This is a genomic window from Mucilaginibacter aquaedulcis (genome assembly GCF_030409325.1).
Classification (GTDB): domain Bacteria; phylum Bacteroidota; class Bacteroidia; order Sphingobacteriales; family Sphingobacteriaceae; genus Mucilaginibacter; species Mucilaginibacter aquaedulcis.
The window spans coordinates 228,456-243,110 of sequence record NZ_JAUFPR010000008.1; the positions used below are offsets into that span (position 1 = coordinate 228,456).

General features: G+C 41.7%; 12 protein-coding genes. 7 read left to right on the plus strand and 5 right to left on the minus strand.

Annotated features, from left to right (window positions below; all coding sequences use genetic code 11):
• Window positions 1-85: 85 nt before the first annotated feature.
• Window positions 86-1,732 carry a glucose-6-phosphate isomerase gene (pgi, locus tag QWZ01_RS25095; protein ID WP_290328371.1) on the minus strand — a complete coding sequence of 549 codons (1,647 nt, stop codon included), beginning with the start codon at window positions 1,730-1,732 and terminating at the stop codon, window positions 86-88.
• A gap of 262 nt (window positions 1,733-1,994) precedes the next feature.
• Here pgi and QWZ01_RS25100 point away from each other — a divergent pair, with 262 nt between their 5' ends.
• The 3 genes from QWZ01_RS25100 to QWZ01_RS25110 all read left to right on the plus strand — a co-directional run bounded on the left by QWZ01_RS25100 (window position 1,995) and on the right by QWZ01_RS25110 (window position 4,657).
• Complete coding sequence (locus tag QWZ01_RS25100; protein WP_290328373.1) at window positions 1,995-2,432, plus strand: hypothetical protein; 438 nt, start codon at window positions 1,995-1,997, stop codon at window positions 2,430-2,432.
• A 96-nt stretch (window positions 2,433-2,528) separates the two neighbouring features.
• A protein-coding gene (gene prfB, locus QWZ01_RS25105; protein ID WP_290328375.1) for a peptide chain release factor 2 occupies window positions 2,529-3,621 on the plus strand; the annotation gives its coding sequence in 2 pieces (ribosomal slippage) (window positions 2,529-2,588 and window positions 2,590-3,621; 1,092 coding nt in all).
• 112 nt (window positions 3,622-3,733) lie between these two features.
• The gene (locus QWZ01_RS25110) at window positions 3,734-4,657 is read left to right on the plus strand and encodes an alpha/beta hydrolase (RefSeq protein ID WP_290328377.1); all 924 of its coding nucleotides are present in this window, start codon (window positions 3,734-3,736) and stop codon (window positions 4,655-4,657) included.
• Here the strand turns inward: QWZ01_RS25110 and QWZ01_RS25115 are convergent, their stop codons facing one another.
• The 3 genes from QWZ01_RS25115 to QWZ01_RS25125 all read right to left on the minus strand — a co-directional run bounded on the left by QWZ01_RS25115 (window position 4,658) and on the right by QWZ01_RS25125 (window position 6,671).
• Window positions 4,658-5,122 (minus strand): SgcJ/EcaC family oxidoreductase, encoded by a 465-nt coding sequence (locus QWZ01_RS25115; RefSeq protein WP_290328379.1) that lies wholly within the window; start codon window positions 5,120-5,122, stop codon window positions 4,658-4,660. It lies immediately after the preceding gene.
• Window positions 5,123-5,218: 96 nt separating this feature from the next.
• The gene (locus QWZ01_RS25120) at window positions 5,219-5,737 is read right to left on the minus strand and encodes a GNAT family N-acetyltransferase (RefSeq protein ID WP_290328381.1); all 519 of its coding nucleotides are present in this window, start codon (window positions 5,735-5,737) and stop codon (window positions 5,219-5,221) included.
• 76 nt (window positions 5,738-5,813) lie between these two features.
• On the minus strand, window positions 5,814-6,671 hold the full coding sequence (locus QWZ01_RS25125) for a transglutaminase-like domain-containing protein (protein WP_290328383.1): 858 nt from the start codon (window positions 6,669-6,671) through the stop codon (window positions 5,814-5,816).
• A gap of 45 nt (window positions 6,672-6,716) precedes the next feature.
• Here QWZ01_RS25125 and QWZ01_RS25130 point away from each other — a divergent pair, with 45 nt between their 5' ends.
• Window positions 6,717-7,505, plus strand: coding sequence for an O-methyltransferase (locus QWZ01_RS25130; protein WP_290328385.1), 789 nt, complete (start codon window positions 6,717-6,719; stop codon window positions 7,503-7,505).
• Window positions 7,506-7,573: 68 nt separating this feature from the next.
• On the opposite strand, the gene QWZ01_RS25135 is transcribed toward QWZ01_RS25130, so the two are convergent.
• On the minus strand, window positions 7,574-8,707 hold the full coding sequence (locus QWZ01_RS25135; RefSeq protein ID WP_290328387.1) for a BamA/TamA family outer membrane protein: 1,134 nt from the start codon (window positions 8,705-8,707) through the stop codon (window positions 7,574-7,576).
• Window positions 8,708-9,006: 299 nt separating this feature from the next.
• On the opposite strand from QWZ01_RS25135, the gene QWZ01_RS25140 reads away from it, so the two are divergent.
• The 3 genes from QWZ01_RS25140 (at window position 9,007) to QWZ01_RS25150 (ending at window position 14,629) form a co-directional block, all read left to right on the plus strand.
• Window positions 9,007-9,987, plus strand: a complete 981-nt coding sequence (locus tag QWZ01_RS25140; protein WP_290328389.1) for a deoxyhypusine synthase family protein — start codon at window positions 9,007-9,009, stop codon at window positions 9,985-9,987.
• A 253-nt stretch (window positions 9,988-10,240) separates the two neighbouring features.
• A complete protein-coding gene (locus tag QWZ01_RS25145) occupies window positions 10,241-11,527 on the plus strand; it encodes a c-type cytochrome (RefSeq protein WP_290328391.1) in 1,287 nt (428 codons plus the stop codon).
• A gap of 39 nt (window positions 11,528-11,566) precedes the next feature.
• Entirely contained in the window at window positions 11,567-14,629 is a 3,063-nt protein-coding gene (locus tag QWZ01_RS25150) for a TAT-variant-translocated molybdopterin oxidoreductase (protein WP_290328394.1), read from the plus strand.
• The last annotated feature ends 26 nt before the right edge of the window (window positions 14,630-14,655 follow it).

Here is a 14,655-nt window from a genome sequence, read left to right on the forward strand (position 1 = left end):
TTCTTTAGGCTTTAGCCTATGTAAGTTGATGTAAAAACAAAAAGAGCCCGCATTTGCGGGCTCTTTTTGTTTTAGTATGGGGGGCTTACCTCCAGGCCTTGTATTGATTGATCAAACCGTTGGTTGATGAATCATGGCTGCTGATCTCGCTGTTATCTTTAAGCTCAGGTAATATTTTGCCTGCCAATTGTTTGCCTAACTCAACTCCCCACTGATCAAAGCTGTAGATGTTCCAGATAATGCCTTGTACAAATATCTTATGTTCGTACATCGCAATTAATGAACCTAAGCTATGCGGAGTGATCTTTTTAAGCAGGAATGAATTGGTAGGTCTGTTACCCTCAAATACTTTGAAAGGTGCAATTGCTGCAATTTCTTCATCTGTTTTGCCGGCTGCTTTTAACTCTTCAATAACAACCTCTTCGGTTTTACCGTTCATCAAAGCTTCTGTTTGAGCAAAGAAGTTTGACAGCAACATGTTATGATGCTCACCCAGCGGATTATGCGACTGAGCAGGAGCTATAAAATCGGCAGGGATCAATTTGGTACCCTGGTGTATCAGTTGGTAAAAAGCATGCTGACCGTTGGTGCCTGGCTCACCCCAAATGATCGGGCCGGTAGAGTAGTCAACTTCCTTACCGTTTCTATCCACATGCTTACCATTGCTTTCCATGTCGCCCTGTTGAAAATAAGCGGCAAAGCGGTGCATGTATTGATCATAGGGTAAAATGGCGTTGGTTTCGGCCTCAAAAAAGTTATTGTACCAGATGCCTATTAATGCCATAATAACTGGGATGTTCTGCTCAAACTCCGCAGTACGGAAATGCTCGTCGGTAGCATGTGCACCTTCTAATAACTTAACGAAGTTATCGAAACCAATGCTCAAGGATATAGAAAGACCGATAGCGCTCCATAACGAATAACGGCCGCCTACCCAATCCCAAAATTCAAACATGTTTTTGGTATCAATGCCAAATTTTTCAACCGCGGCAGCATTGGTTGATAAAGCGGCAAAGTGTTTAGCCACATCAGCTTCAGTAGCGCCTGCAGCCAAGAACCAGTCGCGGGCACTGTGGGCATTACCCATAGTTTCCTGGGTGGTAAATGTTTTTGAAGCTATCAGGAACAGGGTGGTTTCAGGATCAACAACTTTTAATGTTTCAGCAATATGAGTACCGTCAACATTACTAACAAAGTGAAGGTTCAGGTGATTTTTGTAAGCTTTTAAAGCTTCGGTAACCATCACCGGGCCCAAATCAGAGCCGCCAATACCAATGTTCACCACATCGGTAATAGGTTTGCCTGTATAACCCTTCCAATCGCCGGAAATAATAGCGTTGCTGAAATCTTTCATGTGTTCAAGCACGCTATTTACATCGGGCATCACATCTTTACCGTCAACATAAATAGGTTTGTTACTGCGGTTGCGCAGCGCTATATGAAGCACGGGACGGCCCTCAGTAACGTTAATTTTTTCGCCAGAAAACATGGCTTCAATTGCCTCGTTTACCGAACATTCTTTTGCCAGTTGTATCAGCAAAGCAATGGTTTGGTCATCGATACGGTTTTTGGAATAATCAAGCAAAATATCTTCAAACTGAATTGAAAATTTTTTAAAGCGCTGATCATCAGAGTCAAATAATCCTTTGAGGCTTTTCGCTACAATATCAATGTAGTGATCGGCCAAATATTTGTAGCTCTGGGTTGTGGTGAAATCTGTATTTGGCAACATAATTGTATGGTTTTTATCAAAAGTAATAAGTTAATTGTTAGGTAGATGTTAAAAGTTAAACTAATGATTTTTGGATGATTCTTCGTGTTATTTTAACACCGTATACATAGTGTTTGTTTTACACTGAAAAATTACGATAATTTTAAAAATATTTGACAACTGTTTTGAAATTTCAAATGTTTATTTAATATATTTGTTCGGATGGTAATCAAATGAGTGATTTGCCATCAATTTGTAAATTTAAGTAAAAATATAGAAGGTTATGTTTGAAAAACTTTTTTTGCTTGTAAAAAATAACGCCGGGACGGCTGTTATTAACAACCCCGAAATTCCTGCAAAACACCACAACGCAGTGATGATTGAGGCCTCGAGTTCAATAATTGAGGTTTTAAAGGGCCAGATGGAAAATGGTAAATTGAAGGATCTTATAAAGTATTTTCAGTCATCGGGTATTTACAATCATTCATTAGTATCAAGCATAGTTAACAGGTTTGCTAACCGTTTAAATACGTTTTATCATATAGACCCAATTCATGCGCTGGAAACGGCAAACTCACTGATCCCTGCTGTTATGCAGCAGCTGGTACGCGAATCAAAAAGCGAACAGATCAAAGAATTTGGTTTAACCAATATGCTAACCAAACTCAATGGTAACCGTGCCGATTTGAGTATTTTGGTTAATAAACTAATGGTGGCTTAAAATATCGTAGTACACTATGTCCGGGCCTGCAAATTGTTTGATCAATTTGCAGGCCTTTTTATTTAAGCCGATTATCAAATTGTATATATTTGCCAAATGACTAAAGAACAGATTCAGGATTTAAGGGATAGAGTAATTTCCCTGAGGAGGCATCTTTGACATCGACAAGAAGCTTGAACTATTACATACAGAACAGGAAATAACTGTAGGTCCGCATTTTTGGGATCACCCTAAGGAAGCCGAAAAGGTATTGGCATCCATCAAAGCAAAGAAAGTTTGGACAGACGAATTTCAGAAAGTGGCATCAGCTATTGATGATACCGGTGTGTTGTTTGAATTTTACCAGGGCGGAGATGCTACTGAAGCCGAAATGCAGGAACAATACAACGCGGCCATAAAAGTGGTTGAAGAGCTGGAGTTTAAAAACATGCTCTCGGCCGAAGAAGACCAGTTTCATGCCGTACTGCAAATAACCGCAGGTGCCGGTGGTACCGAAAGCTGCGACTGGGCAGGTATGCTCATGCGCATGTATATCATGTGGGGAGAGAAAAACGGCTATAAAGTAACCGAACAGGATTACCAGCCCGGTGATGTGGCCGGTGTTAAAACGGTAACCCTGCAGCTGGAAGGCGATTTTGCCTATGGCTACCTTAAAGGCGAAAACGGCGTTCACCGTTTGGTAAGGGTATCTCCGTTTGATGCCAATGCCAAACGCCATACTTCATTCGCATCGGTATATGTGTATCCGCTGGTTGATGATACGATAGAAATTGACATTAATCCTGCCGATATTGAGTTTGAAACTTTCCGTTCAGGCGGTGCCGGCGGGCAAAACGTGAATAAGGTTGAAACCGCTGTGCGTTTATATCACAAACCATCGGGCATTATAATCAAAAACCAGGAGTCGCGCTCACAGCTTCAGAATAAGGATAATGCTATACGCTTGTTAAAATCGCAATTGTATGAAATTGAAATGCGTAAACGCATGGAGATCACCAATACCATTGAGGGTAATAAAAAGAAAATAGAGTGGGGATCGCAGATCCGCAACTATGTGCTGCACCCATACAAACTGGTGAAAGATCTGCGTACAGATCATGAAACCTCCAATGCGCAGGCAGTGCTCGACGGAGATATTAACGATTTCCTGAAAGCTTATCTGATGGAGTTTGGCGGGCCAAAAGGTTAATTTTTAAATAATTACCACTATAATGTTACAATAAAAACGGTGCTGCATCAACAGCACCGTTTTTTGTTTCGGGTAGAAATAGTATTTTGCCCTCACCATATTAAACTGACCTATGAAATTTATCTTATCTGCCTTTATTTTAACCATTGCCACAACTATGGCTTACAGCCAGGAAAAATCAATCCCTTTATATCAAAAAGGTGTGCCTAATTCAAAACCGGCCCCGGCTGCTTATGTGGAAAGCACCAATAAGGATTTTCATATCTCTAAAGTTACCGACCCTACTATAACACCTTATTTGCCTGCAAAGGGCACGGCCAATGGTGCCGCTATTGTGGTGTGTCCGGGTGGCAGTTACAGTATTCTGGCATCGGCACATGAAGGTACAGCTATTGCGCAGGAGTTCAATAAAATTGGTGTTACTGCCTTTGTTTTAAAGTATCGCCTGCCCAGTGATGATATTATGGGCGATAAATCAATTGGGCCGTTGCAGGATGCGCAAGCAGCTATCATGACAGTGCGCAAGCGTGCTGCGGAATGGGGTATTGATCCGGCTAAAATTGGTATCATCGGTTTTTCTGCAGGAGGGCACCTGGCCTCAACAGCCGGAACGCATTTTGATAAAGTGGTGATTGAGAATAAGGAAAACATCAGTGTTCGTCCTGATTTTATGATGCTCATTTACCCGGTAATTACTTTCGGCGAACATGCACATACCGGTTCAAGAGAAAATCTGATCGGGAAAACACCATCCGCAGCGCAGGTTGACCTGTATTCAAACGAAAAACAAATTACTGCCAATACACCACCAACATTTCTGATACATGCGCAGGACGATCAAACAGTTCCGGTAGAAAACAGCCTGTTGTTTTATGATGGCCTGCTCAAAAACCATGTAAAGGCCGAAATGCACCTTTTTCAGGAAGGCGGCCACGGCTTTGGCCTAAATAATTCCAAAAGCAAAGACAAATGGTTTGATTGGGCCGCCAACTGGCTGGATGAGAACGGTTTTTTGAAGGGTGGAGCAAGTAAATAGTTATTTACCCATCATCAGCCGCTGAATAAAATTTGGTGCTTTGATCCTGTTATTTTGAAATGAGGCTATCTTCCAATCGGCGTTTTGCTTTACAAAAACGTTTGTATTGATGGATAGCCTCTTTTTATTAACCTTTTTTTGCCAGCGGAATTTGATAGCTCCCGTGGCAATAACTATAGCAACATTTTCGGCCGGGAATTTAATTTGCTTAATGTCTGTAAACAATTCAGCGCCTTTAAATAACCAGTTATTTGCCAGGGCGGTATGTACTCGTAAGTTTTCTTTGATGCCTTTTAAGTGCTCACCCATAAAGGTGATATAATCACAATCGGCTGTAAAAAGAGTGTTGAAAAGCTCATCGTTGGGGTTTTTAAAAATATCACCGAGGGTGGTAATTTTATCCCTGATTATTTGTTCGTCTGTCATGGCTTCCTGTTTTCTGAACAAAAATATTTTCCATATCACAGAAGAAAAAGGCTTATTAGGTTAATAGCCTAATTATGAAGGGCAAAAGGGTAAGTTTAATCGGCGAAATTCAAATAGTTAAAAGGAAAAAAAAGCTCAATTTAAAAGGTCTTTCTTATCTCTTTCAAATAAAAGAACATATTCCATACCATCGACATCATCTATTGCTTCGCCAATTTTTGTAAAGCCAATGCGGGTTGCTAACTGGAGTGATGGCTTATTTTCGGGTGACACGGAAGCAACAAATTTATTGATGCCAAATTCAGTTTGCGCCCAGGTCATCATTGCTTTGATAGCTTCAGTTGCATAATTGAGCCTCCTGTAGTTTTTAAATATGCGGTAACCCAGCTCAACGGCATCGCGCACATAAGTGTGCAGATATTCAGGATCGGGACGGGTGTGGAAACGAATCAGGCCGATCATCACCTTTTCCTCAGGTAAAATCAGCGCCCTGGCCGACCAAGGCAAATAATCAGGATCATCATTAAGTTGCTGCTGCCCATATTTAAAACTGCTGGTATGCTCCAACAGATCTTCTGGAATGCTGGCCCCTAACAGGCGCCCTGCAATGCGTAAGTTTCCTGCCAAACACGCTTCAATAACTTCATTACTCATAACCCGGAGTATCAACCTGGGGGTAACGATGTCATTTGATGGAGTATTTGTCATAAATGGGGCAGGGGAGGATCAATTATTCCAATATTTCCAGTAATTCGTTCATCTCGGCAACTTTTTCTGCGGCACCTAAATTTTCGTAGGCGCTTATGAGGTTACGGATCACCCGTTTAATAATATCGGTGTTGGAGCAGGGTTCGTAAAACTGCTTGTCAAATTTAAGGTTAAGCTGTTTCAGAAACATATCCACATCCCTGCGGCCAAATATAAAGCCCTTGTTAAAGGCATTTATATAAAACAGTATGCCACTCTCAAATTCGCTTTGCTGGCTTTCGTCCAAATAGGCCAGGATAAAGTGTTGCGGCAGGTTTACGCCATAAACGGGTATATCCAGCTTTTGGGCTACAATAGAATATATAATGGCCAGCGATATCTGGTTGCCTTTTTTGCTTTCCAACACCTGGCTCAGATAACTGTTCTGCGGGTCAAGATGATTTGAGGTATTGCCGCTAAAGCCGTATATATTGTAAAAAACGTGGTTAATGAGTTTGATCTGTTCTTTTGGGCTGGCCTCGTGCATCATTTGTATCCAGATGTCGCGTTTAATACCTTCAATCTGGTTAATGATCTTTTGCTCGTCAAGATCAGGGTATTGATAACGGTTAATGATCAGGATACCCTGCAGCAGGTCAAAAGCGCCGCTTTGGTGCCATAGCCTGAGATCGTTTTTAAGTGTGGCGAACTGAATTTCGTGAACCAGGTTGGCAATGCGTTCCTGTTGTACGGCATCAAAAGCCTGCTCAAAAGCGGTTTCAAGATAAGAAATAGCTTCTACACCATATGCCAGTAACTTGGCATGCACATGTTCATATATCTCACTGTCAGGGTCGTCAAGTAAGCGGATCAGGGAATTTACTTCATTCGGATTAATCATACGCTGCAATGCTAAAATACTAAACCTTTATTTATTTTTACAGCGATGTTAAATTTTAGGTTTGTTAAGGATTACCTGTTGCACCGCCTCAGGGCAAAAAACAGGCACGGCTTACACTCTCCGTTTGTTTACAAGCTGGTTGATACTGTGATCTACGATTATGCCGACCAAAAAGTATACCATGAGGTTGAAAATATACGCCAGAAATTACTTGTTGACAATCGCGTGATTTCCGTTACCGATCTGGGCGCTGGTTCGCTTCTGAACAATAACAAGCAAAAACGTATAGGCGATATTGCGGCTAATGCCCTAAAGCAGCCTAAACTGGCACAATTGCTTTACCGGCTGGCAGCGCATTTTAAGCCCCGAAATATTATTGAATTAGGCACTTGCCTGGGCACAACCACCCTGTATCTGCAAAATGCTGCGCCAGATGCACATGTTTACACGTTGGAAGGGTGTCCGCAAACTGCAGCTGTAGCTAAGGAGAATTTTGAGCAAGTCGGGTTTACAGCTATTGATCTGATAACCGGAAATTTTGACGATAACCTTCCTGCTGTAATAAAGGATATAGATAAACTTGATTTTGTATTTGTTGACGGCAACCACCAGAAGGATGCTACCCTGAAGTACTTTGAGTGGTGCCTGCCAAAAGTACATGAGGGCACGTTATTGATATTTGATGATATTTACTGGAGCGAAGGCATGAAAGAAGCCTGGGCCCTGATCAAAGCGCATCCGCAGGTTACCGTTACAGTTGATCTGTTTTGGATAGGTCTGGTGTTTTTTAAACCTGGCAGAGCCGAAAAGGAGCACTTTTTGATCAGATACTGATTGTTAGTAGTTTATGGTTCATAGATCATAGGATTTAGAAAATTATTAACTATGATCTATGAACTAACTTAAAAAGATTGCCCTAAACCAACATAAAAGCCGCTCTGCCTGGCTTCGCCTGCAATTTTTTGACCAATGCCGTAATCGGCACGGATGCTCAGACCTTTTTCTATGTCGAAAAAGTAACGCAGACCGCCTCCGTAATTTGGTTTCAGTTCGCTGAAGCTAAAATCTTTGTTAAACACTTCGCCGGTGCCCACAAAACCAACTACACCAATACGCTCGCTCAAACGGTAACGCAGTTCAGTTTGGCCAACGGTTAAGTTACGGTCGCGATAACGGCCATTGTAGTAGCCCCGCATAATTTCGTCGTTACCCATGGCTGGCAGCAGAAAAAACGGCGATTGGCCGCCGAGCATGCTTTGGTCCTGAATATCTATCCCCAGTACTAATTTTTTGGTTAGCAAAAAGAACTGGCTGTACTCGAAATTAAAAAAGCCTCCCTTATAATCAAAGCCTGAAATGCCTTTGGTTAATTGCAGTGAAGTAGTGATTAAAGCGCCACGGGTGGTATAAGTATTATTATTCCTGCTATCAAAAATAAGGCTTGGGCCTACATATACACTCGTGCCGCCATCCCTGAACTGCACACGAGGGTCGGTATAAAAAATACTGTTGGCTTGTCCATCACTAAAGCTATAATGGTCGCCGCCGGCAACTACGCCCACATAAAAATTATCAGCTACTTTTTTTTCAGCAGCAAAGTTTACTTTAAGGCGTTTCTGGCCAATACGGTCGGTATTGGCTTTGAGTGTATTATTGCCGATGCCGTAAAAGTCAAAAGGGAAATTGATATAACCAATGCCTGCAGTAAAGTGATATTTGTTTTGAGGTGTCCAGTAGCTGGTGCTCAGGCTTAGCCTGTTTTGTCCTTTAGTAGTAAGGGTGGCATAACCAAAAATGTTTGATACCCGGGTTATGCGACTTACTGTATCTGTATAAAAGGAATATAAACCGGCACCTCCGGCTTCAAGCCCTGTTTCGGGCGCCGAACTGAGTACCGGTAAAATAACAAAGCTACTTTTTTTAGTAGTATCCTTATCAAAATACATTTTGCGGATAAATTTTGGAAGCAGCTTGGTTTGTGAAAAGGCGCTTTGAACGCCTGTTAATATAAGCAGAGTGATGATTATTTTTTTCATAGGTAATGCGGCCGCAAATATATGATTATAGATGTGGAAATGTGCGAATGCGTGGATGTGCAGATATGCGAATGTGAAGATGGGTAGATGATGAAAATGTGCGGAGTCTCGATAATGAAAATAACCTGCCTAAAATACGTACCATTAAAATACGTGAAGAAACCGCATAATTTTTATTCCAATCCATCTGCACGTCTGAAATATGCATATTTCCACATCCACTCATTTGCACATCTGAAATTTGCACATCCTCACATCAATAAAATGCCTACTTTTGTGCCGAATTTTATTGATACACTATGAGCATCACACGAGGACCTATTTCGCAGTTTATTGAAAAAAACTACCTGCACTTTAACTCAGCAGCATTAATGGATGCCGCCAAAGGATACGAAACGCATCTTGACGAAGGCGGTAAAATGATGGTTACCCTTGCCGGTGCCATGAGTACAGCTGAGCTGGGTATTTCGCTGGCCGAAATGATACGCCAGGATAAAATTGCTATTATATCATGTACAGGTGCCAACCTGGAAGAGGATATCATGAACCTTGTAGCACATTCGCACTACAAAAGGGTACCTAACTACCGCGACCTGAGCCCACAGGAAGAGTGGGACCTGCTTGAAAATCACTATAACCGCGTTACCGATACCTGTATCCCGGAAGAAGAAGCTTTCCGCCGTTTGCAAAAACATATCCACAAAATATGGAAAGATGCTGATAACAGTGGTGAGCGTTACTTTCCGCACGAGTATATGTACAAAATATTACTAAGCGGCGAGCTGGAGCAGTATTATGAAATTGACCCTAAAAATTCATGGATGCTGGCTGCTGCCGAAAAGAACCTGCCTATTGTTGTTCCGGGTTGGGAAGACAGTACCATGGGTAACATATTTGCATCTTATATTATTAAAGGCGAGTTAAAGGCATCAACCATGAAAAGTGGTATTGAATATATGGCCTGGCTTGCCGATTGGTATACCAAAAACTCATCGGGTAAAGGCATTGGCTTTTTCCAGATAGGTGGTGGTATTGCCGGCGATTTCCCGATTTGCGTTGTACCGATGCTTTACCAGGATATGGAAATGCATGACGTTCCGTTCTGGAGCTACTTCTGCCAGATATCTGATTCAACAACATCATATGGCTCATACTCAGGTGCTGTGCCAAATGAAAAAATAACCTGGGGTAAACTGGATATCCATACGCCTAAGTTTATTGTAGAAAGCGACGCCACAATTGTTGCTCCCCTGATATTTGCCTGGATATTAAAACAATAATTTAAATTTTCAATTGGCCGGCAATGCAATCGATCCGCAAAAAATGGCATTGCCGGCCAAAAAGGCCTCTATTTGTATTTAAAAGGCTTTTTGCGATTATTTAGAACGATTATAAATTATAGGTTGGTGTCATTTATGTGTCAGCGATACTGTAATAAATTTTACTTTTGTGCCTGTAAATATCAGATGGTGCATACATCTTTACAGCGGGTTCAAACATTAATATAAAAATTATTTAGCATAATTACACTTTATGAGAAGCTTCTCATTGATTTTTAAACAATTCTCAAGGTCGGTTGTGTTAATTGCCGGGTTTGCTTTTTGGGGTCTTTCAAATGCTTATGCTCAGGCCGACGCGGCTAAAGGCGAGGCAATATTTAAAGCCAAATGTACAGCCTGTCATAAGATCGACGTGCAGCTTGTTGGTCCCGCCCTGGGTCCGCAGCTTACCGAAGAAACGGACGACAAGTATCTTATCCAGTGGATCCAGAACAACCAGGCGTTGATCGCAGCAAAAAATCCAAAAGCGTTAAAGATCTACAATCAGTTTAACCAGGCTGGCATGACCGTATTCACCGAGCTTTCTGACGGTGATGTAGGTAACATATTAGCGTATGTACGCGGCTCATGGAAAACCATGCAGGACGAAAAGGCCAAAGGTGGCCCAGCCGGTGGCGCTAACGCTGCTGCAGCTGAAAGCGGTCCGAGCAGTATGGTTATCTGGGGATTGATAGCAGTTATTATTATTGCGTTTATCGTAATATTAGTATTAAACAGGGTAGTAGCTACATTAGAGCGCTTATTACTTAAAGGTAAAGGTGTTGTAATTGAAGAAGAAGCTGAGCCTGCTGCTGCCGAAGCTGCTGATAAGAAAGCTGAACTGATTAAAAGTATCCTTAAAAATAAGAAGCTTGTTTTCTTCATTATCCTTTGCGGTACTATCGCTATGGGCAGCTGGGGATGGGTTACGTTATGGAACACTAACGTACACACAGGCTACCAACCGGTACAGCCAATTAAATACTCACATGAGCTGCACGCTGGTACAATGAAAATTGATTGTCAGTACTGCCACTCAGGAGCTTACAAATCTAAAAATGCTTCTATACCATCATTAAACGTTTGTATGAACTGCCACAAGGTTGTTAAAACCGAGTCGCCAGAGATTCACAAAATATATGATGCTTTGGGTTACGATCCAAAAACACAAAAGTATGACAGCACTGCGGCTAAGCCTATCCAATGGATACGCGTTCACAACCTGCCTGATCTGGCTTACTTTAACCACTCACAGCACGTAAAAGTTGGCGGTATCAAATGTCAAACTTGTCATGGTCCGGTTCAAACCATGAAAGAGGTTTACCAATACTCACCGCTTACCATGAAATGGTGTATTCAGTGCCACAAACGTACCGAAGTTAACGGTAAAGGAAACGCTTACTATGATAGCATACTTGCTGCTCATGACAAGATCAAGAAGGGCGAGAAGGTTACTGCCGCAGTATTAGGTGGTATCGAGTGCGGTAAATGTCACTATTAATTAATAAGAATTTTTAGCATTACAGTTTATATAACTTAAATGGACAGCAATAAAAAATACTGGAAAGGTTTAGAAGAACTAAACAGAACACCAGAATTTGTTGAGAAAAATAAAAACGAGTTTGCCGAACCGATTCCAATTGAGGAAATACTTAGTGGCGACGGTTTATCGGCTAAAACTCCACGCCGTGACTTTTTAAAAGCGCTTGGCTTTGGTGTGGGTGCGGTAACATTGGCTGCCTGTCAGCGTGTTCCTGTACACAAATCAATTCCTTACCTTATTAAACCTGAGGAGGTTACTCCTGGTGTAGCTAACTATTATTCTTCAACTTATGAAGGACAGGCTATCCTGGTTAAAACCCGTGAAGGCCGCCCTATTAAAGTTGAGGGTAACCCGAATGATGTTTTCGCTAAAGGTGGTTTGGGTGCACAGGCTCAGGCATCGGTACTTGATCTGTACGATGTAAACCGTTTGAAAGATCCAAAACTGAACGGCAGCGATGCAGGTTGGTCAGAAGTTGATGCTTTTGTTATTAAAGAACTTGCAGCTATCAAAGCAGCGGGTAAAAACATCCGCTTAATAACTTCAACCGTACACAGCCCTTCTACTTTAGCTGTTATTGCTGATTTCATTGCGCAATATCCAACTGCTAAACATATTAATTACGACGCGGTGTCTTATACAGGTATAATTCAGGCTAACCAAAACAGCTTTGGTAAAGCCGTTCTACCTCACTATAACTTTGATAAAGCTGATGTTATTGTAAGCTTTGGTGCTGATTTTCTTGGAACCTGGATCTCGGGCGAAGAGTTTACCCGTCAGTACGTATCAAACCGTAATGGCCAGTCGCTTAAAAACAAAAAGATGTCGCGCCATATCCAGTTTGAAACTGGAATGAGCTTAACTGGTACCAACGCAGATAACCGTTACCCGGTTAAACCATCTGAAGAAGGTATCGCGCTGATCAGCTTATATAACGCTATCTCTGGTACAACTTTACCAGGTTCTAAAAAATTAACTAATAAAGCGGTTGATAATGCAATCACTTTAGCTGCTAAAGAATTGGTTGCCGCTAAAGGAAAAGCTTTAGTTGTAGCAGGTTCAAATGATGTAGCTACTCAGGTTTTAGTTAACGCCATCAACTCATTATTAGGTAGCTACGGAACTACTATTGATTTGGATAACCCATCAAAACAATACGCCGGTAACGATGCTGAGTTTGTTGAGTTTATCAATGAAGTGAATCGTGGTGAGGTTGCAGCAGTATTTTTACTGAATGTTAATCCTGCTTATGATTACTTTAAAGGTGCCGAATTTAAAACCGCTCTTAATAAAGTTCGTTTAAAAGTATCATTTGCTGATCATGATGATGAAACAGCAAGCTTAGCAAACGTAGTTGCTCCAAATCATCACTACTTAGAGTCATGGGGTGATTCAAATGCTCTTGAAGGATACTATACTGTAATACAGCCAACCATTAACCCGGTTTACAATACCCGCCAGGCAGAACACAGCTTGTTGGTATGGTCAGAAAACGCGGTCAAAGATTACTACACTTATGTACGTAATAACTGGAACAATGGCCTGTTAGCAAAAGGTGGTTTATCTGGCCAAAAAGGTTGGGAAACCTTATTGCAAACCGGTATGATCAATACTCCTGCAAATACTGCAGGTGCTTATACCTTCAGCCGTGATCTGAATGCAGTTGCTCAAACCATATTAACTCATAGCGCAGCCCTTGTTGCCGGTGATGGTAAATTTGAGTTACAAGTGTATCAATCACAAGCTTTAGGTGATGGTAAACGTGCTAACAATCCATGGTTACAGGAGTTGCCTGATCCGGTATCGAAAGTTACCTGGGATAACTTTGTAGCAGTTTCTGTTGCTGATATTAAAAAATTAAAGCTTGACGAAGGCGATGTAATCAAAATTACAGCTAATGGTTATACAGTTGAACTTCCTGTACTGGCACAACCAGGTCAGGCTCAGGGAACTATCTCCATAGCTTTAGGTTACGGCCGTACACAAGCTGGCCCTGTAGGTAATAATGTAGGTAAAAATGCATTCCCTTTCTACAGCTTCCGCAATGGAACTTTCCAAACCAGCGCTATAGTTAGCACTTTTGATAAAACAAGCGTTAAATCTCCGCTTGCGCAAACACAAACGCACCATTCATACGAAGGTCGTAGCGTGATCCGCGAAGCTAAATTTTCTGAATACAAAAAGAACCCTGCCGTACATAGCGGTAACGAGGGTGGCCATAAAAACTACGACGAAGAGAGCTTATGGGATGTGCCAAGTCACGACCGCCCTGTTTATGACTGGGTTATGGCTATCGATCTTAATGCATGTACCGGTTGTGGTGCCTGTGTGGTAGCTTGTAGCGCAGAAAACAATATCCCTGTTGTAGGTAAAGACGAAGTACGCCGCCGTCGCGAAATGCATTGGATACGTATCGACCGTTACTACAGCTACGAAGAGAAAAACGAAAACGTTACTGAAGAATACGAGATTGCGAAATTGGAAGATGATGCTTTTGACCGTGTGTCAGTAGTTCACCAGCCTATGCTTTGCCAGCACTGTGATCACGCACCTTGCGAAACAGTTTGCCCGGTATTAGCAACCGTTCACTCATCAGAAGGTTTAAACCAGATGGCCTACAACCGTTGCGTAGGTACACGTTATTGCGCAAATAACTGTCCATACAAAGTTCGCCGTTTTAACTGGTTCAACTACTGGAACGATTCTCGTTTTGATAACTACCTGAACAATGAGCATACTCAACTGGTATTAAACCCTGATGTTGTTACCCGTTTCCGCGGTGTAATGGAAAAATGCTCAATGTGCGTACAACGTATACAAGCTGGTAAATTAAAGGCAAAAATTGAAAAACGTCCGTTGAAAGATGGTGAGATCAAAGTTGCCTGTCAGCAAACATGTTCTGCAAACGCCATTGTTTTTGGTAACAGAAATGATCCTAATTCAGAAGTTTCAAAAGCATTGAAGAGCGAAAGAACTTATTACGTGCTTGAGGAATTGAACGTACAGCCAGGTATTGGTTACCAAACAAAAATTAGAAACGTATCAGAATTAGAGGCTTAAAATTTTTATATACAGAGATTAAAATA